This window comes from Actinomycetota bacterium (assembly GCA_035765775.1).
GTDB lineage: Bacteria > Actinomycetota > CADDZG01 > JAHWKV01 > JAOPZY01 > DASTWV01.
Genome location: DASTWV010000008.1, coordinates 1 through 18,047, shown reverse-complemented (window position 1 = coordinate 18,047; position 18,047 = coordinate 1). Strand labels below are relative to the sequence as shown.

General features: G+C 68.5%; 15 protein-coding genes. 9 read left to right on the top strand and 6 right to left on the bottom strand.

The features are described 5' to 3' along the window. Positions 1 to 98: 98 nt before the first annotated feature. The 5 genes from purM to purS all read right to left on the bottom strand — a co-directional run bounded on the left by purM (position 99) and on the right by purS (position 6,072). Positions 99 to 1,163 carry a phosphoribosylformylglycinamidine cyclo-ligase gene (gene purM / locus VFW71_01165; protein HEU5001376.1) on the bottom strand — a complete coding sequence of 355 codons (1,065 nt, stop codon included), beginning with the start codon at positions 1,161 to 1,163 and terminating at the stop codon, positions 99 to 101. Next, positions 1,160 to 2,638, bottom strand: a complete 1,479-nt coding sequence (purF, locus tag VFW71_01160) for an amidophosphoribosyltransferase (GenBank protein ID HEU5001375.1) — start codon at positions 2,636 to 2,638, stop codon at positions 1,160 to 1,162. Before purF ends, purM begins: the two co-directional genes overlap by 4 nt. A gap of 202 nt (positions 2,639 to 2,840) precedes the next feature. After that, on the bottom strand, positions 2,841 to 5,108 hold the full coding sequence (gene purL, locus VFW71_01155) for a phosphoribosylformylglycinamidine synthase subunit PurL (protein ID HEU5001374.1): 2,268 nt from the start codon (positions 5,106 to 5,108) through the stop codon (positions 2,841 to 2,843). Further along, positions 5,105 to 5,821 carry a phosphoribosylformylglycinamidine synthase subunit PurQ gene (purQ, locus tag VFW71_01150; protein ID HEU5001373.1) on the bottom strand — a complete coding sequence of 239 codons (717 nt, stop codon included), beginning with the start codon at positions 5,819 to 5,821 and terminating at the stop codon, positions 5,105 to 5,107. The genes purL and purQ overlap by 4 nt, the downstream gene beginning before the upstream one ends. Further along, positions 5,818 to 6,072 (bottom strand): phosphoribosylformylglycinamidine synthase subunit PurS, encoded by a 255-nt coding sequence (gene purS / locus VFW71_01145; GenBank protein HEU5001372.1) that lies wholly within the window; start codon positions 6,070 to 6,072, stop codon positions 5,818 to 5,820. The genes purQ and purS overlap by 4 nt, the downstream gene beginning before the upstream one ends. Before the next feature lie 214 nt (positions 6,073 to 6,286). Between purS and VFW71_01140 the strand changes: the two genes are divergently transcribed. After that, positions 6,287 to 7,798: a citrate/2-methylcitrate synthase gene (locus tag VFW71_01140; GenBank protein ID HEU5001371.1), complete on the top strand. Its 1,512-nt coding sequence runs from the start codon at positions 6,287 to 6,289 to the stop codon at positions 7,796 to 7,798. A gap of 182 nt (positions 7,799 to 7,980) precedes the next feature. On the opposite strand, the gene VFW71_01135 is transcribed toward VFW71_01140, so the two are convergent. Then, positions 7,981 to 8,403, bottom strand: coding sequence for an NUDIX domain-containing protein (locus VFW71_01135; protein ID HEU5001370.1), 423 nt, complete (start codon positions 8,401 to 8,403; stop codon positions 7,981 to 7,983). A gap of 603 nt (positions 8,404 to 9,006) precedes the next feature. Between VFW71_01135 and VFW71_01130 the strand changes: the two genes are divergently transcribed. The 8 genes from VFW71_01130 to cas2 all read left to right on the top strand — a co-directional run bounded on the left by VFW71_01130 (position 9,007) and on the right by cas2 (position 17,797). Further along, positions 9,007 to 9,294 (top strand): hypothetical protein, encoded by a 288-nt coding sequence (locus VFW71_01130; GenBank protein ID HEU5001369.1) that lies wholly within the window; start codon positions 9,007 to 9,009, stop codon positions 9,292 to 9,294. A 246-nt stretch (positions 9,295 to 9,540) separates the two neighbouring features. After that, complete coding sequence (gene cas7u / locus VFW71_01125) at positions 9,541 to 10,737, top strand: type I-U CRISPR-associated RAMP protein Csb1/Cas7u (protein HEU5001368.1); 1,197 nt, start codon at positions 9,541 to 9,543, stop codon at positions 10,735 to 10,737. Further along, entirely contained in the window at positions 10,737 to 12,209 is a 1,473-nt protein-coding gene (csb2, locus tag VFW71_01120) for a type I-U CRISPR-associated protein Csb2 (protein ID HEU5001367.1), read from the top strand. The genes cas7u and csb2 overlap by 1 nt, the downstream gene beginning before the upstream one ends. Then, on the top strand, positions 12,202 to 15,000 hold the full coding sequence (cas3u, locus tag VFW71_01115) for a type I-U CRISPR-associated helicase/endonuclease Cas3 (protein ID HEU5001366.1): 2,799 nt from the start codon (positions 12,202 to 12,204) through the stop codon (positions 14,998 to 15,000). The genes csb2 and cas3u overlap by 8 nt, the downstream gene beginning before the upstream one ends. A 177-nt stretch (positions 15,001 to 15,177) precedes the next feature. Then, on the top strand, positions 15,178 to 15,873 hold the full coding sequence (locus VFW71_01110; GenBank protein ID HEU5001365.1) for a hypothetical protein: 696 nt from the start codon (positions 15,178 to 15,180) through the stop codon (positions 15,871 to 15,873). Continuing rightward, entirely contained in the window at positions 15,849 to 16,490 is a 642-nt protein-coding gene (gene cas4, locus VFW71_01105; GenBank protein ID HEU5001364.1) for a CRISPR-associated protein Cas4, read from the top strand. The genes VFW71_01110 and cas4 overlap by 25 nt, the downstream gene beginning before the upstream one ends. Beyond that, positions 16,478 to 17,506, top strand: coding sequence for a CRISPR-associated endonuclease Cas1 (cas1, locus tag VFW71_01100; GenBank protein HEU5001363.1), 1,029 nt, complete (start codon positions 16,478 to 16,480; stop codon positions 17,504 to 17,506). Before cas4 ends, cas1 begins: the two co-directional genes overlap by 13 nt. Before the next feature lie 6 nt (positions 17,507 to 17,512). Then, positions 17,513 to 17,797, top strand: coding sequence for a CRISPR-associated endonuclease Cas2 (gene cas2, locus VFW71_01095; GenBank protein HEU5001362.1), 285 nt, complete (start codon positions 17,513 to 17,515; stop codon positions 17,795 to 17,797). Positions 17,798 to 18,047: the final 250 nt, after the last annotated feature.

Here is an 18,047-nt window from a genome sequence, read left to right as displayed (position 1 = left end):
GGCGCAGGGCCGGCGGCGCGGCCCGGGCTTCTCTCTAGGCACCATCTCGGGGACATTCGTCCCGGCCAGTGGGACAAATGTCCCCGAGGTGCAGTTCGCTAACCTCGGATCTGCACCCCGGCCCCGGGCACAATTCGGCCCACCTCCCACGCCGGACGCCCGGCCGCTTCCAGGAGCCGGAGCGCCGCGCCCGCCTGGTCGGCCGGCACCACCGCCAGCATCCCGAGGCCCATGTTGAAGGTGCGGTACATCTCCGCCTCTTCCACCGGGCCCTCGGCGGCGATCAGGTCAAAGATCGGGGGGCGGGGCCACATGGCCGGGTCCACCCAAGCCCCCAGCCCGGCGGGCAGGATGCGTCCGAGGTTCTCGGGGATGCCGCCGCCGGTCACGTGGACGAGGCCCCGCACCTCCACCGCCACCTCCGCCAGCAGCCGGGCCACGGCCGGGGCGTAGATCGTGGTCGGCTCCAGCAGCTCGTCGCCCAGGGGCCGGCCCAGCGATGGGACAACCGACATCAGCCGCCCGGGACCGTCGGCCAGCAGCACCCGGCGGGCCAGCGAGTACCCGTTGGAGTGCAGCCCGGACGACCCCATCCCGATCACGGCGTCACCCTCCCGGATCCCGGCGCCGGTCACCACCCGGTCCCGCTCCACGATGCCCACGCAGAACCCCGCCAGGTCGTAAGAGCCCGCCGGCAGGTGCCCGGGGTGCTCGGCCATCTCGCCGCCGATCAGGGCGCAGCCCGCCTCCCGGCACCCGGCGGCAATCCCAGCCACCAGCTGACCGGCCAGGTCCTCGTCGAGACGGTCGAACAGCAGGTAGTCCAGGAAGAAGAGCGGCTGCCCGCCCTGCGCGGCCACGTCGTCCACCGACATCGCCACCAGGTCGATCCCCACCGTGTCGTGGCGTCCCATCGCCTGGGCCACCAGGACCTTGGTGCCCACGCCGTCGGTTGAGGAGACCAGCACGGGCGTGCGGAACCCGCCCGGTACCGAGAACAGACCCCCGAACCCGCCCAGGTCGCCCACCACCCCGGGGGTGCGGGTGGACGCCACCGCTGCCCGGATCCGGTCCACCGCCCGGGCGCCGGCGGCAACGTCGACGCCCGCGGCCGCATAGGTCGCGGGCCGGCGGTCGCCGGGAGCGGGTGCTCCCGTGGTCACGCGCTGGTGGGTGTGGGGGCGGTGCCCCCGAGGAGCGACGCCACCGGCTGCTCCTCGAGCATGTGCTTGGTGACCGCCACGTGCTCGGGCACGGGGATGGGGTAGTCGTGCGAGAAGCAGGCGGTGCAGAACTTCTCGGCGGCCACGTCGGTGGAGGCCACCATGCCCTCGAGTGAAAGGTAGTGCAGGGTGTCGGCGCCGATCTTGTCCCGGATCTCGTCCACCGACATCCACGCCCCGATGAGCTCGTCCCGGTTGGCGGTGTCGATGCCGTAGAAGCACGGCCACTTGATGGGGGGCGACGAGATCCGCATGTGGACCTCCCGGGCGCCGGCGTCGCGCAGCATGCGCACGATCTGGGCGGTGGTGTTGCCCCGCACGATGGAGTCGTCCACGACCACGATGCGCCGGCCCTCGATCACCTCGTGCAGCGGGTTCAGCTTGGCCCGGATGCCCTGCTGGCGGATCAGCTGGGTGGGCTGGATGAAGGTGCGGCCCACGTAGCGGTTCTTGACCAGGCCCTCGCCGTAGGGGATGCCCGACGCCGCCGAGTACCCGGCGGCCGCCGCGGCGGCGGTCTCCGGGACGCCCATGACCAGGTCGGCGTCGGCGGGGGCCTCCTCGGCCAGCCGGCGGCCCATCTGGTAACGGGTCTTGTACACGCTCTTGCCGAACAGCTTGGAGTCCGGCCGGGCGAAGTAGACGAACTCGAAGATGCACAGCGAGGGCTTGGCCGGTGCGAAGCGCCGTGATCGCAGCCCGGTGTCGTCGATCATCACCATCTCGCCCGGCTCGATCTCCCGGATGAAGGTGGCACCGATGATGTCGAGGGCGCAGGTCTCCGACGCCAGGGCATAGCCGTTCTCCAGCCGGCCGAGCACCAGGGGCCGCAGCCCGTGGGGATCCCGGGCGCCGAACAAGGTGCCCTCGTCCATGAGCACCAGCGAGAACGCCCCCTGCAGCCGGGGCAGGACCGAGACGATGGCCTCCTCGGCGGTCTCCTCGCCGCTCTCGGCGATCAGGGTGGCCACGATGTCGGAGTCCGTGCTGGCGGCCGGCTGCCCGCGGAACCCACTGGTGGGCGGGTCGATCTGGGCGGCCAGCTCCCGGGTGTTGATCAGGTTGCCGTTGTGGCCGAGGGCGATGCCGAAGGTGTTGGTGGTCTTGTAGGAGGGCTGGGAGTTCTCCCAGGAGCTGGAGCCCGTGGTGGAGTAGCGCACGTGGCCGATGGCGATGTGGCCGGTGAGCGAGCTGAGCCGCTCGGTGTCGAACACCTGCGAGACCAGCCCCATGTCCTTGAACACCACGACGCTGTCGCCCTCGGAGACCGCGATCCCCGCCGACTCCTGGCCGCGGTGCTGCAGGGCGAAGAGGCCGTAGTAGGCGAGGGTGGACGCTTCGGTGCCGGGTGCGTGGATGCCGACCACCCCGCATGCCTCGCGAGGCCGGTCCGCATGCTCACCATGCTCACCCATAGGCTCCCCCGGCCATCGGTTCCCGGACTTGACGTTCCGCCTCCCAGGTTACCTGACGAGCCCGCCGAGGAGGCGGCAAAGGGACGAGATCGGTGGCGCCCGCCTGCCGTACTCACCAGAGTAGTGCTCGGCAAGCCCACTTATTGGATTGAAATCACGCTCCACGCGTGATTTTCATCCATTAATGCTCAAAGGCACGGCCTCAGGCCCCCATCGCCCGGGGCAGGGTCTCCTCGTGCGCCGCCCGGAGGGCGGCGACCGGGATCGCCACGTCGTCCAGCGCCAGGTCCTCACCCCCGACCGTGCCCAGGTAGGCCAGCGGCACGCCCTCTGCCCGCGCCAGGGCCTCCAGCGCCGGCAGGTGGGCCGGGGCCAGCGAGACCAGCATCCGGCCCGCCGTCTCGGAAAACAGCCACACGTGGGGTGCCAGCCGGGCAGCCGACGCAGCCCCGGCCAGGCCAATCGACGCCCCCACCCCGGCGTCCAGGCAGGCCTCGGCCAGGGCCACCGCCAGGCCGCCGTCAGAGCAGTCGTGTGAGCTGGCCAGCAGCCCCCGGCCGATGGCGTCGCGCACGACACGCCCCAGGGCGGCCTCCGCCGCCAGGTCCAGGGCGGGCAGGCCCCCGGTGCGGCCGTGCAGGATGCGGCGGTACTCGCTCCCCGCCAGCTCGGCCCCGGTGGCGCCCAGCAGCACCACCAGGTCGCCGCCCCGACGGAAGCCGAGGGGCGGGGCACCGGCGTCGGCGACGATGCCCACCATGCCCACCACCGGCGTCGGGTGGATGGAGCGCCCGGCGCTCTCGTTGTAGAACGACACGTTGCCGCCCGTCACCGGCGTGCCCAGCGCCCGGCAGGCATCCCCCAGGCCCCGCACGCTCTCAGCGAACGCCCACATGACCTCGGGCCGTTCGGGCGAGCCGAAGTTGAGGCAGTTGGTGACGCCGATGGGCTCTGCCCCCACCGCGGTGAGGTTGCGGGCCGCCTCGGCCACCGCGTGGCACGTCCCGAGGTAGGGGTCGGCGGCGCACCAGCGCCCGTTGGCGTCGGCGGTGACCGCGATGCGCTTGGTGGTCCCGGGCAGCCGGAGTACCGCGGCGTCCCTCCCCGGTCCGGCCACCGTCCCCAGCATCACCTGGTGGTCGTACTGCTCCCAGACCCAACGCTTGGAGCACAGGCTGGGGTCGCCCACCAGCCGGAGCACCGCGGCGGCCAGGTCCCCCGGGGCGACGTCCAGATCGTCGATCGACGGGGGGGCAGGCAGGGGCAGTGGGGCCTGGCGGGGCCGGTCGTACACCGGGCCGTCGCCCAGCGACGCCGCCGGCACGTCGGCGAGGATCTCGCCGGTCTCGGAGACCACCTCGAGACGCCCGGTGTCGGTGACCTCGCCGATCACCTCGGCATCCAGCCCCCAGCGCCGGCACGTGGCCAGGGCCTCGGCGGCGTCGGCCGGCGAGACCACCACCAGCATGCGCTCCTGGGATTCCGAGGTCAGCACCTCGAAGGGCTCCATACCCCGCTCCCGGCGAGGTACCCGGTCCAGCACCACCCGCATCCCGGTCCCGGCGTTGGCGGCGGACTCCGAGGTGGCGCAGCAGATGCCGGCGCCCCCCAGGTCCTGGATCCCCACCACCACGCCCCGGTCGATGAGCTCCAGGCAGGCCTCGATCAGCAGCTTCTCGGTGAAGGGGTCGCCCACCTGGACGCTCGGCCGCTTGGTCTCGGAGCCGGCCTCGAACACCGACGACGCCAGCACCGACACCCCGCCGATGCCGTCCCGGCCGGTCTTGGAGCCCAGGAGCAGGACCTTGTTGCCCGGCCCGTGTGCCCGGGCGAGCTTGATGCGCTCAATGGGGGCGACCCCGACGCACATCACGTTGACCAGCGGGTTGCCCGAGTAGCAGTCGTCGAAGACGACCTCGCCGCCCACTGTGGGTACCCCGATGCAGTTGCCGTACGACGAGATGCCGTGCACCACCCCGTCCACCAGCCAGCGGTTGCGTTCGGCGATCTCTGGCTCGGTCCTGCCTTCGACCGGGAGAGGCCCGAAGCGCAGCGGATCCAGCAGGGCGATCGGCCGGGCTCCCATCGACAGGATGTCCCGCACGATGCCCCCGATACCGGTCTGGGCTCCCTGTACGGGCTCGATGTAGGAGGGGTGGTTGTGGCTCTCGATGCGCAGCGCCACGGCGACGCCGCCCACCTCCACGATGCCCGCTCCCTCGCCCGGTCCGAGCAGGACATGCGGCCCCTCCGAGGGCAGCGTGCGGAGATGGATGCGGCTGGACTTGTAGGAGCAGTGCTCCGACCACATAACCGAGTACATCGCCAGCTCCGCCCGGTTGGGCGCCCGGCCGAGGATGCCCACGATGCGCTCGTACTCCCCGTCGGTGAGGCCCAGCGCCCGGTGCAGATCCGGGTCGAGGCCCTCCCCGGCAGCCTGCCCGCCGCCCTCCCCTGTCGGCGGCGTCACCGGGCGGCGCTGCCTGCCCGGGCGCGCCGGGCGCCCCCCGCGGGCATGCCGAGCGCGTCCAGCATGGACTCGAAGATCACCCGGCCGTCGATGCCGCCGACCACAGGGTCGACCGCCCGCTCCGGGTGGGGCATCATCCCCAGCACGTTCCTGCCCGCCGACAGGACCCCCGCCACTGCGCCCTCGGACCCGTTGGGGTTGGCGCCGGCGTACCGGAAGGCGATGCGCCCCTCGACCTCCAGCTCCGCCATCACCTCGGGTGGGGCGTAGTAGTTGCCCTGGAAGTGGTTGATCGGGATGTCCAGCACCTGGCCCTCGGACGCCCGGGTGGTGAAGGGCGAGGCGAGGGTCTCGGTGCGCAGCGCCACATCCCGGCAGATGAACTTGAGGCCGGCGTTCCAGCGCAGCGCCCCGGGGAGGAGACCGGCCTCGCACAGGATCTGGAACCCGTTGCAGATCCCCATCACCAGGCCCCCGCCGGCGGCGAAGTCCCGCACCGCCGCCATGACCGGCGAGAAGGCGGCGATCGCCCCGGTACGCAGGTAGTCGCCGTAGGAGAAGCCGCCCGGCAGCACGACAGCGTCGAAGCCGCCCAGGTCGGTGGCGTGGTGCCAGACGTACTCGGCCCGCACGCCGAGGCACCCGAAGGCGGTCACCACGTCCTGCTCGCAGTTCGAGCCCGGGAAGAGGAGGACCGCCACCCGGGGCGTCATCCCGCCTCCGCCACACTCACCCGGAAGTCCTCGATCACCGGGTTGGCCAGGAACCGGGCGCACGCCGCCAGGACGGAGGCCTCGGCCGCCGCGGCATCGGGCGCGTCGACCAGCAACTCGATCCGCTTGCCCACCCGCACGTCCTGCATCCCGGTGAAACCGAGTGTGGGCAACGCCCGCTCGATGGTCTGGCCCTGGGGGTCGGAGATCCCGGCTTTGGGCATGACGTCCACCGAGACAACGAATCGCACCGCCTCCAAGGCTTCCCCTCCTGTTGGCCGCTAAGCTCACGCTCCCCCGGTCCATCGGGACCCGGGTCCGCAGGTGAACGGTAGAGTTGACCCAAAGCCGCCGCACCATGTGGCCCGTTGCCCAGGTGCTCGTGCGGCGACCCGGCCACAGTCTCTCAGGAGGATGACGCCAATGCCCGGCACAGCAGCCAAAACCCGAGTGGTTTCCGAGATCATGAGCCGGCCCGTCCTGACGGCGTCACCGTCGGACTACGTGGCCACGTGCGCCGCGCTGATGAACAGCCGCAAGGTGGGCTCGGTGGTCGTCGTCGACGAGGGCAAGGTGGTGGGCATCTTCACCGAGCGTGACCTCGTGCGCCTCTCGGCCAGTGGCCCGGGTACGGACTGGTCGAAGCAGCCGGTCTCCGAGTCGATGCATGCCGGCGTCGACACCGTCGCCCCGGACACCGGCATCTCCGATGCCTTCCGGCTGATCACCGAGAAGGGGTACCGCCACCTGCCGATCGTGGACGGCGACAAGCTGCTGGGCATCGTCACCATGCGCGACCTCATGGGCGTGGCCCGCATCCAGCCCGCCGACAAGTACGCCGGCGAGGTGCCCAAGGGCCTGGAGGGCCTGGCGGTGGCCGACACGGAGATCGGCGACGTCCGGGGCATGCAGGGCTTCTTCCACTACCGCCAGTACAGCGGCGTCGAGTTGGCCGGCAAGCGCACCTTCGAGGACGTCTGGCACCTGATGTTCGAGGGCCGGCTGCCCAGCCTGGCCGAGCGGGCGGCGTTCCTGGCCGAGACCGCCCCCCTGCGGGTGATCCCTGACGAAGTAAAGCCGTTGCTGCCCGCCATCGCCCAGCTGGGCAAGGACTTCGTCCCCCTGCAGGCGGCGAAGGCGGGCTACGTCCTGGTGTGCAATGCCCTCGATTTCAAGCCCTGGCTGCAGATCGATCGCTCGGAGCTGCGGGCCCAGGCGCTGCGGACGGTGGCCATCTTCCCCACGCTCGTCACCACCCTGTACCGGCTGAACCAGGGCCTGGAGCCGGTGGAGCCCAACCCCGACCTGGGCCACGCCGCCAACTACCTCTACATGATCAGCGGCGAGGTCCCCGCGCCCGAGAAGGGCCGGGCCATCGAGCAGTACCTGATGCTCACCATCGACCACGGCCTGAACGCCTCCACCTTCACCGGCCGGGTGATCGCCTCCACCGGGGCGGACCTGGGGTCGGCGGTGGCCGGCGCCATCGGTGCGCTCTCCGGCCCCCTGCACGGCGGGGCGCCCAGCCTGGCGCTCAAGATGTTGGACGAGATCGGCTCGCCCGAGAATGCCGACCACTGGCTGCGGGAGGCGGTCACGTCCGGCCGGCGCCTGATGGGCTTCGGGCACCGGGTGTACAAGACCGACGACCCCCGGGCGATGATGCTGCGGGGGGTCGCCGAGAAGCTGGACCCCGAGGGCATCGCCTTTGCCAAGTACATCGAGCGCCGGGCGGTGGAGATCCTGGAGGAGCTGAAGCCGGGCCGGGCGCTGTACCCCAACGTCGAGTACTACGCCGGGATCCTCATGCACATGATCGGCATGCCGGACACGCTGTTCACCCCGACATTCGGCTGCAGCCGGACCGTAGGGTGGACGGCCCACATCCTGGAGCAGTCCGCCGACAACCGCCTGATCCGGCCCAACGGCCACTACGTGGGCCCGGAGCCCCCGGCACCGGTGCCGGACGCCGAGTAGCCGTTCGGGCGGCCGGCTGGGCGGAGGCCGGCTGCCTTGGCGGGGGGCCTTTCATAGTTGCACGAGTGGTACATCTGGTGGCTGTTCCACTCCACCAACCATGAGCGGCTGAGCCCTGGGCCGGGGCGGCCGGGCAAGGCGGGCCCGGATCTTCAGGCAGAGCACCGGGTTCGGGGCAACGATCAGGAGACGGCTCCCCGGATCACCTCCCGCTCCGAGCGGAACGAGGCCCGGCTGATCGCCTCCTCGGGGGCCAGGAAGACCACCTCCTCGGTCTCGGCGTCATGCGCCGAGGGGTCGCCCCCGGTGGGGCGCATGCGGAACCAGTGCACAAACTTGTGGACCCGCACGTCCCGGGTGCTGTCCACGTACCAGTAGTCGATGCGGGGCAGCGGCGCCTCGGCCGCCACCTCCAGCCCGGTCTCCTCCCGGGCCTCCCGCAGGGCGGCATCCAGAGGCTGCTCACCCTTCTCGACCAGGCCTTTGGGGAGGCCCCACTGGAGCTCACCCTTGAACGAGCGGCGGGAGGTCAGCACCACCCGGCCCTCGGCGTCGATGATGACGCCACCGGCCGACACTGCGGTCTCGACCCGCCTGGAGGGCATGGGCCCAGCATATGGGGCGGTCGGGGCTGAACCCATGGGCTAGGTAGCTTGCCCCGGACCGGGTCCGTGGGATACTCTAGATGGGCAGGTGTTCGGCGAGCCTTCGTTGAGCGTCTCGATGGGCTGGTGTGGTGAAGCAGGAGCCCATCTTTTCTCGCCGGGCCCTCGCCCACGGGAAGGAATCCAGCGTGCCGCTACAGCCGATTGAGGCCTTCATACGGAAGGAGCCGCCACCGCCCGAGAGCGCGCTCATGGTCCGGGGCGGGCCCATCACTTTGGACAAACTCGGCGCGGCAGCCGTCCGCCAGGCGCGCGCTTATAGCTTGCAGGGACTCCCCATGGTTTCTGTCAGTGTTCATGCGGTCTTGCCGGATGGCTCCCTCGAGGGGATTCTCTCCGGGCAGCTGCGAACGTACACCACGTACGCGGCGGCTCCTGCACTCAGGTTCGTGCAAAGCGGCTTCACCTTGCTCCCCACGTTTGCTGCGCCACATTTCGACATTGGGCTTCCCGACGCCAGTGCTCCGACTCTAAAACGGCTGCTTGCTATCCTGGGACCATCCCTTGTGAACCCCTTCAAGGGCCGACGATGAGGCGGTTACTGTGCCCAGCAACGGAATGGCGCGCAGGGTCGAGGTCGACATCCCCTGCGATCTGCAACAGATCGACGAGAGCGGCCGCCCATGGGCCTTCCTCGATGAGGCGCGGGACCCGGACCGCGTCGCTCCAGGCGCCATCGTCATCACCGGGGACGAGGAGAACCCAGTCGTCGCCCGTGTGGTCGAGGTCGGTCCTTTCGGGGATGGGATCCGAGCCCGTCTGGAGATCCTCCCAGGGCAACCAAGCGAGTACGCAACAGCGCTGGCCCGGGCCCATTTGTTGGAAGTTTGACGGCCGGGTCCTCTGTTTAGGGACTACAGGATCTTTCAATAGTCAAGAACCACCATTAGTAATCTTATGCAGCTACTCGCTGCCCCGCCCTAGGCGAACCGAAGAAGGCGGCCAAAGAACTCCGCTAACTTTTTTTCGCGTTCTCCAGAAACTTGCGGGTTTTTGTCGGTACCCCTCCGTAGCATCCATTTCTGCCGGTGCGCAATCACTTCTGTGCTGACTAACAGGCCGGCGAGGAGGAACGGAATGAAGCTCACTGCTGCACGCTTGGTCGAGGCCTGCTCCGACGACTCAGTTGAGGGAGGTCTCTGCATCAAGGCCAACCTCCAGCCCTTGGGCGGTCCCGGGAGCCCCGTCAAGCCCGCCGTCTACGAAGGCGGGAAGTACCAGCAGGACCGCCGGTGGGTCGGCATTGGCGCCGAAGCCTCGGCCGTCGATGCCGTCGTGGTCGACAACGTGCCCAGCCAAGCCAACCGGCTGGAGGCGGCATTGGACCGACACCGGAAGGTGCTTGGCCTTCCGTCGATTGTCATCGACCTATCCGAATGGACGACACTCCCTCCCCACCTGCCCCGCCAGCTCTCGAGTTTCCGCTTGCCCCATCGCCAAGCGGACGCCTACCTTCGGGATGCAACCCTGGACGGCGTCCCCTTCGCGAAGGCCCCTGTGGGGGCGGCGCTCTTCAATGGAACGGCCGACCGACCGGAGGCCCTGGTCCAGTGGTTTCCACAGACGCTGCTTTACGGATTCTGGCAATCCCATCTTGGCAACAAGCGGTCTCAGGCCAAGCTCGCGCGGTCGTGGGTGTCCGAGATCACGGGACTCGAACCGGCAACTGTCGATACCCGCATCTTTGGGGCCAAGGGAGACCCACTCAACCTCTCGATATCGGAAAAGGTTTCTTATGACGAGAACGACGAGGTGGGCATTCCGTGGCAGCTGACGGACGAGAAGAAGTCGGCAGTGGCGAGAGGGCAGAAAAAGCAGGACAGCCTGTCGAATGTCGGGCATGGCCAGGCGATCTTCGATGGGGCACCGGCCGCCATTTCATTCCACTCGATCCAGCAGCAGGCCACGCTCTCGTTGGCCTCACTTCGGCGCATCTGGTTCGGCGATGCGGCAACGAATGCTGCCGGTCGGGGGGTGGTGGCGGCACTCGGGATAGTCGCCCACGCCGCGGCCTTCGGCGGCGCATTCAATCTCCGCTCCGGTTGCGACCTCCGCACCACGGCGGCCACGTGGACCTGGCTGGGGGGATCGACCGACGAAGAGGTTGAACCCATCACCCTGGAAGCGGCGACGCACCTGTTCCAGGAATGCGTGAGCCAAGCAGAGAGATCAGGGCTGCCGGTGGGCTCGAAATGGCAGACAGAGCCGCTCATCCTCAAGCCCAACCCCGAGCTTGAGAAGGTCATCCGCCGCAGCTGGCCGGTGGACAACTGATGCTCGCCATCACGGTCGAGTTCCTCCACGGAACGTTCCGCGGGGCCTCGGCAGACGATACGGCGCTGATGGGCGGGGACCTGGACTCGGGGGAGTGGCCACCCAGCCCGGCCCGTTTGTTCTCCGCCCTCGTGGCCGCCGACGGCACGGGCAACCGGCAGCGAGTGACCGATGGCTCAGAGCTGGCGTTGCTGGAGTCAGCCAGCCCGCCGATCATCCTCGCTGACGCCTCGCCGCTCACCTTGGCAACCCAGCTTCACGGCCGATTCGTCGTGGCGGATGACTTCCATCGGGATACGAAGTCGGGGCAAACCGGCGCTGTCCAAGAGTACGTGGGTCGCACTGCAACGCTGGTCCGCCCAGGCACAAGGAGAGCTCTCGCCGACCCGACTGTCACATACCTATGGCAGGGTCTCAAGGTGCCGAAGGCGGAGGAGCAAGGCCTGCGCGCGCGGGCAGCCCGCGTCGGGTACCTGGGGTGCGCAGACTCTCCCGTGCGTTTAAGCGTACGCACTGAGGGCGAGATCGCGCCGTCCTGGGAACGGATGTGGGAGCCGGCGGACGATGGCGCCACCGTGCTTCCCGTGCCTTGGTCCGGGTTTCGGCAGGCGCTGGACGATGCCTTCGCACAATGGTCAGGCGGCCTTCCCATGAGACGGTCCTGGCTGCCGACGAGATATGCCCGCTACCGCGGCCCGGATGATCCACGGCCTGATGCCAAGACCCCTTGTGTCTCCTGGCTGCGATTCGCCACTCCTGTGCCCGGTCGCCGGGTTCTTGCAGTGACGGAAGCGCTGCGGGAGGCCGTCCTTCAGGGATATCAAGTCCTCTCGGGCGGCGAGAAAGAGGCTGTCCCCCAGGTCCTTCACGGCCACGGCTTTACCGGGACGGGCTACCAGCACGCCCACTGGTTCGCCCTGCCGAGCGTTGGCCATAAACGGGCTGACGGCATGATTCGTGGCGCCGCGGTGTGGCTACCGGCGAACACGGAGGCGGCGGTTGTGGAGCGGGTGCAGGAGGCTCTGGGATGGCTGACAACCCGCGAGCTTGGGCGGGCGGGTCAATTCGCCACCAGGGTCGCACTTGCCGACGACCAGGCCTGGGGACCTCCGCCCGTGGCGGTGAAGGCCACGCGATGGCAAACACCGTCACGGCGTTGGGCTTCGGCATTCCCCGTGATCTACGAGCGGTTCAGTCCCGGGGGACCCACCGGCAACGAGGTAACGCTCTGGTGCCAGCACGCGGGAATCCAGCAATCGCCGGTGGCCTTCCGGGTTGCCCGCGTGCCTTTCATCCGAGCGGGCGTCTCCCTGGCCGCGACCGAGGCGCACCGAGGCGCAACCCGGCATCCCTTCGGACACCTGGAGCTGCTCTTCGCCGAACCCGTCCGTGGACCCATTGCCCTCGGCCGGGGACGGCAATTCGGACTCGGCCTCATGGCCCCCATCACCAAGGAGAAGACCGATGGGTGATATCCCGGACTTCCCCTCGTTTTACCGGGCCCTCCACGCCGGGCAGGACCCCCTCCCGTGGCAAGCACGCCTCGCCGAGCTGGTCGTCCGCGAAGGATGGCCCACCGAGATTGGGGTCCCGACCGGTCTCGGCAAGACAGCGTGCCTGGATATCGCCATCTGGTCGCTGGCCTGGCAGGCCGCCACCCTCGGCGCCGACCGCTTCGCGCCCACCCGCATTTGGTACGTCGTGAACCGACGCCTCCTCGTGGACGCGACTTACAACCGGGCGGTGGCCATAGCCAGGCTGCTAGCCGCTCCGGATTCGATCGACGTGGCATGGCCCAGTGCCACCGATGCCGACCGATCGGCGGTTGCACAGGTGGCGGCTGCGCTCCGCGCTTTGGCGGCTGTGGGTTCCAGCCCGGGCCCGTTGCATCTCACCCGGCTCCGGGGCGGTGCCGAACTGGGTGCGCGGGTGCCTGACCCATCGCAGCCAGCGTTGATCTTCGCCACTGTCCCCATGTTCGCTAGCCGATGGCTGTTCCGGGGCTACGGGTCCAGCACCTCGATGCGCCCCGTAGATGCAGCTTTGGCGGGTGTCGACAGCCTAGTGCTGCTGGACGAGGCGCACATTGCCGCGAACTTGCAGACCCTTGCTGCGCGCGGTGGGCCTGTCGAACTGTGCGACCTGGGGGACCCGACGCGGGTCCTTCCCCCTGAGCGCGCGAGGCCTCGGCTGGTAGCCCTCACGGCGACCGGGAGAACCGGCGATGTATTCCGGCTGGATGCGCACGATCGTGAGAACGGGGTCGTGCGTCAGCGGCTGGGCGCCTCAAAACTGGCAAGCACCGCCTCCTGCGCCCAGAAGGACCTGGCCAAGACGCTGGCCGAGCGTGCCGTTGCGTGTCTCGACGGACAGGAGCGGAAAAGTTGCGTGGTGTTTGCCAATACCCCGCTCACGGCGAGGAAGGTCTACGACGAGTTGGAACGGCGGGCCGTCCGGCCGAAGGGCTCCGACACCGCCAGCGAACTCCTGCTCCTGACCGGAAGGTTCCGCGAACGCGAGGGAGCACGGGTGCGGTCCCGTGTCCTGGACGAAACGTATGGCGCTCCGGCAGGACGCCAAGGGCCCAGGGAGCACGACCTGATCGTCGTCGCCACGCAGACCTTGGAGGTGGGAGCCGACCTCGATTTCGATTGCCTCGTGACCGAGAGCGCCGGTGCTCGGGCGATCGTCCAGCGGTTCGGGCGCCTGAACCGACTCGGTCTTCGCGAAAACTCAGAAGCGGTCGTCGTCCACCCCGAGGAGAAGGAGCCGTCATCGATCTACGGGGTAGAAGCGGAGGCCGTGTGGCAGCGCATCGCTGCGGCGGCGGCGGGCGGGACAGTTGATATGTGCCCGGAGCGGATCGTCGAGGTGGTCGGTGTTCCCGCCGACATCCCCAAGCGCGTTGGTGAGCTCCTCCCCAACCACCTGTGGGAGTGGGCCAAGACCACCGAGCCCCCACAGGGGGAGGCGTCCTCGGAGCTGTTCTACGAGGGCGTCGAAAAGGAGGGCCGGATCTCGGTTCTGTGGCGGGCCCACCTCCCTGAGCCAGGAGTGCGCTTGGTCCCACCGGCCCACGAGCACGAGAGCGTGGAGATCCCGATTGGAGAGCTCCGGGATGCCCTGACGGACCTGACCACCGGCGATCTGCACCGACTGACGCCCGACCGGGCAAGCGTCGAAGTGGTGTCCGATCTCCGAGCCCTCAGACCCGGAGACACTGTCGTGCTCCGGCCGGAAACTGGTCTCTACGACGAGCTGGGCTGGAACGTCTCGTCCAAGCAAACGGTCCTGGACGTGTCACCGCTGGACGGGCCCACGCTCACCCTTGACGATGCGATCATCAGCAACCTCATCCCGGGTTGGGGCGACGATCTCAAGGAGGTCGTGCGCAGCCTGCGGGCAGAGGACGGCGTCCCCCTGGAAACCAAGGATGAGGAAGCACTGGTCACCGAGCTCCTGGATCAGCTTTCCGGCGACCAACCCTGGCACTCGTGGCTGGACAACCAAGAACTGGACGCCTTCCGCGGCGGCCTCTCGACCACCGTAGCCCGGCCGGCCGATGACGATCCATTCCTCAAGCCCAAGCGACGGGACCGGCCGCAGGTGCAGCTCCGCTCGGACGCGTTCGACGAGTTGAGCTTTGATCGGGCGCGTGGAACCGAGCTGGGAGAGCATCTCCGCCTGGTCGGCGACTTCTCTGCACGCATGGCGGGGCGGATTGGCTGCCCGGCCAAGCTAGTTGAGGCAGTCCGCTTGGCGGGTGCGTTGCACGACATCGGCAAAGCGGACCCCCGCTTCCAGCGATGGCTCGATCCCGGCAGGGAGGGCGGCTCACTTCTCGCCAAGTCAGCCACTCCCGGGGAGCGCATCGAAGCGTACCGGCGGGCAGCCGGGTGGCCCCGCGGTGGCCGCCACGAGCAGTTGAGCGGGCGACTCGCTGCCGCCGTCTTGCGGGACTTGGACAGCGGTGTCGATGACGACCTGGTGCTGCACCTGGTCATCTCCCACCACGGGCAGGGCCGGCCCTTCGTGCGGCTCGTTGCCGACGCTTCAGAAGGAACAGTTTCTTTCAGGGACAATGGCGCCGCCGTGATGGTGGCCAGCAACCTCGCACTCCCAGACTGGCAGCAGCCAGCACGCTTCCGGCGGCTGTGCAAGCGATACGGGTACTGGGGTCTCGCACTGCTTGAGGCTATCGTCCGCCAAGCGGACCACGCCGTGTCCCAACAGGGGAGCACCGATGCAGAGGGGGTGATCTGACCAATGCCTGCAACAGCTGCGCCCGGTTGGGGAGCAGACTGGCTGAATGCCTGGTTGGCCGCGATAGGCGCCACCGTACTCGTCCCGGGCCTTCGGCTGTCATGGACGCCCGATCCCGTGCCGACGGCCTGCTTCCAGTCGGCCGAGGGCAACTGCAGTGACGCAATCGCAGCCGCCTTGCCCACCCTGGAGTACCTGAACGGGCTGTCGATCACCAAGAGGTTGGAAGGTGCCCTGGAGCTGCCGCGAAAGGTGTCGCACCCGGCATACCAGGACCGAGCGAGGGTGGCCAGGCAGGCGGCCGATCCGTTCCTGGGTGCGACCCTCACCGACTTAAAGGAACCGCTGAAGGATGAGCTTCCGCATAGCCCCTTCGATCCACCGGTACCCAGAGGCATCACCCTCTCTGAGCGCTTGATCGCCTGCCGGGAGGCGATCGGGGAGCGAGGAGCAGAGCTGGTCAGCAAGTCGCTGGCTGGAACCCTCAGTCGAGTCGCTGCAAACGGGCTCGGATTTGACGCCCGCCGCTTCCCGTCGGGCGTTCAGCCCGGGGCCGGACCGATGGTGGACCCGGTCGTCGAATGCCTGGCATTCTTTGGGCTGGCCCTGTTCCCAGTGCGGGGCAATGGTCCCCAGATCCGGACGCGGGGCTGGAAGGACTGGGAGTTCGGGTGGGTGGCGTGGTCCTCAGCACTCGACTGTTGGGGGATCGACGCCCTGTTGGACCAAGTGCAAGCCTTTGCGCCGGACACCCGGGCGGCTCGGGAGTCGCTGTGGCGGCTCGGCGTCCTCACCCGCTACCGCTCCGTGGCGTTTCAGCCGGTCGGATCGGCTGATACCCGGCGGGGATATGCCTCAAGGCGAGTCGAATAAACCCGGAGCTGGTCATCCAGATTGCTGCGCTGGAGCATTATGCCTACTGCCCACGGCAGTGCGCGCTCATCCATGTGGACGGGGTTTGGTCCGACAACGTCCACACCGTTGTGGGAACCCGGGGCCACGTCCGGGCCGATACGTCGGGCCAGCGCATGGAGCGCGGCAAGCTCGTTGTCCGGGCATTGCCGCTCTGGTCCGAACAGCTGGGACTGACCGGGCGCGCGGACGCGGTCGAGTTCGATGCCCACGGGACACCATCGCTGGTGGAGTACAAGATGGGGAGCCGCCACGGGGACGCCGCCCATCTCCAACTATGCGCCCAGAGCCTCTGCCTCGAGGAGATGTTGGGGACGCCGGTCCCAACCGGGTACCTCTGGTTCTCCGCTCCCCGCCGGAGAGTCGCGGTAGCCATGGACCTGGCCCTCAGAGAGCGTACGGAGTCCTGCATCGAACAGGTCCGTTCCGTCCTCGTAGCAGCCCGCCTGCCCGCCCCGGTTGACGACGCGCGGTGTCGTGAGTGCCAACTGCTCGGGCACTGCCTCCCCCATGTCTGCGCCCGGCCGGACGAGACCGTCGACTACCTCAGAAGGGAGGTATTTCGATGCGGATCTTGAACTCCCTCTACGGCCAGGGGCACGGGACGAAGGTTGCCCTGCAGAAGGGGTCGCTGCTGGTCACGAGGAGGGATGCCACCAGGGTTCGCGTGCCCATCGAGTCGCTGGAGGCTGTGGTCCTCCTTGGAAGCAGCCTACTGACCACTGATGCTATCGCCGCTTGCGTGGAGCGTGGGATCCGGGTGACGTCGCTGCGCCGGGGCGGGCGGGTGCAATTCGTCGTCGGGGGGCCCGCTCACGGGAACGTCCACCTTCGGCAGGCGCAGTTCGGGGCTGCAAGCAATCCCCTGGAGTGTGCGCAACTGGCGCGCTGGTTTGTTGCTGGCAAGCTGCAGAATTACCGGCGCCTCCTCGGGCGGTGGCGCTACGACATCGATGAACCGGGCCGGACGATGGTAATCATGGAACAGGAAGTGATCGAGAATCGGTTGCAAGGGCTCACGGCGACGGATGACGGAGACAGGATCCGGGGCATTGAGGGGGACGCAACCCGGCGCTACTTCAAAGCCTTGACGGCCCGCCTAGACGCCGAGCGCAGCGGTTTGCGCTTCGGCATCCGGACCCGCCGCCCACCTCGGGACCCCGTCAATGCGCTGCTGAGCTTCATGTACGGGCTCCTGACGACGGAGATCAGCGGGGCGTTGGAGGCGGTGGGACTGGATCTGCAGATTGGATTCCTCCACGGAGCGCGCCCAGGACGGCCGGCCTTGGCTCTCGACGTGCTCGAGGAGTTCCGGCCCGCTATAGCCGACCGCTTCGCCCTCCGCCTGATCGGGCGGCACCAACTCAGGGCCGAGCACTTTGTGAATACGGCCGGTGGCGCTTGCTACCTCACCGAGGAGGGCCGGAGCGTTGTGTTCCGGAACTACGACATCTTCAAAGGGGAGGAGGTGCTCCACCGGCTCCTGGGCCGGGCGGTCCCACGGTGGACGCTCCCGAGCGTCCAGGCGACCCTCCTGGCCAGGTTTCTGCGTGGCGACCTCCCGGCCTACCCCCCTTATGTGATCGAGACCTGATTGGACGTGCTGGTGACCTACGACATCGACACCCATACCCGGGACGGAGAGATCCGCCTGACCCGCGTCGCCAAGGTCTGCGAGCGTTACGGCAGCCGGGTTCAGTACTCGGTGTTCGAATGCCGCCTCTCCGATGTGTCGTATAGGAAGCTCGTTATCGAACTTGAGGGAATCATCGATCCGGCATGTGACTCGGTACACTTCTACCGATTTGGGGGTGCCGTTCGGGATTCAAGATTGGTCGTGGGACGACCAAGACCGCGCGAACTCGGCGACCCCTGGATTATCTAGGGCCCGAACCGCCGGTGATCCTTGAGAACTGAGCTACTACCGATCACTCACAGTGATATTAACAGTCTCTGTGAGGGCGAAATATCCTTCTGCGACCACAAGGAGTGGCTGTCAAGGGCCGTTGAGTTCTGCCCGGTGACGGCCACTACACCTGCCCAAGGATGGCCACGAAAACTTGCCCACTGGCGGCCGTGGGGAGTGCCGGTAGGTTTGGCTTCTCGGCCTCACCTCCCCCTGGTGGACGGATCGG

Bases quoted from the DNA above. Each gene is read 5' to 3' on its own strand.
- purF (HEU5001375.1), bottom strand. From the start codon at position 2,638: ATGGGTGAGCATGGTGAGCATGCGGACCGGCCTCGCGAGGCATGCGGG.
- purQ (HEU5001373.1), bottom strand. From the start codon at position 5,821: ATGACGCCCCGGGTGGCGGTCCTCCTCTTCCCGGGCTCGAACTGCGAG.
- VFW71_01140 (HEU5001371.1), top strand. From the start codon at position 6,287: ATGAGCCGGCCCGTCCTGACGGCGTCACCGTCGGACTACGTGGCCACG.
- VFW71_01135 (HEU5001370.1), bottom strand. From the start codon at position 8,403: ATGCCCTCCAGGCGGGTCGAGACCGCAGTGTCGGCCGGTGGCGTCATC.
- cas7u (HEU5001368.1), top strand. From the start codon at position 9,541: ATGAAGCTCACTGCTGCACGCTTGGTCGAGGCCTGCTCCGACGACTCA.
- csb2 (HEU5001367.1), top strand. From the start codon at position 10,737: ATGCTCGCCATCACGGTCGAGTTCCTCCACGGAACGTTCCGCGGGGCC.
- cas3u (HEU5001366.1), top strand. From the start codon at position 12,202: ATGGGTGATATCCCGGACTTCCCCTCGTTTTACCGGGCCCTCCACGCC.
- cas1 (HEU5001363.1), top strand. From the start codon at position 16,478: ATGCGGATCTTGAACTCCCTCTACGGCCAGGGGCACGGGACGAAGGTT.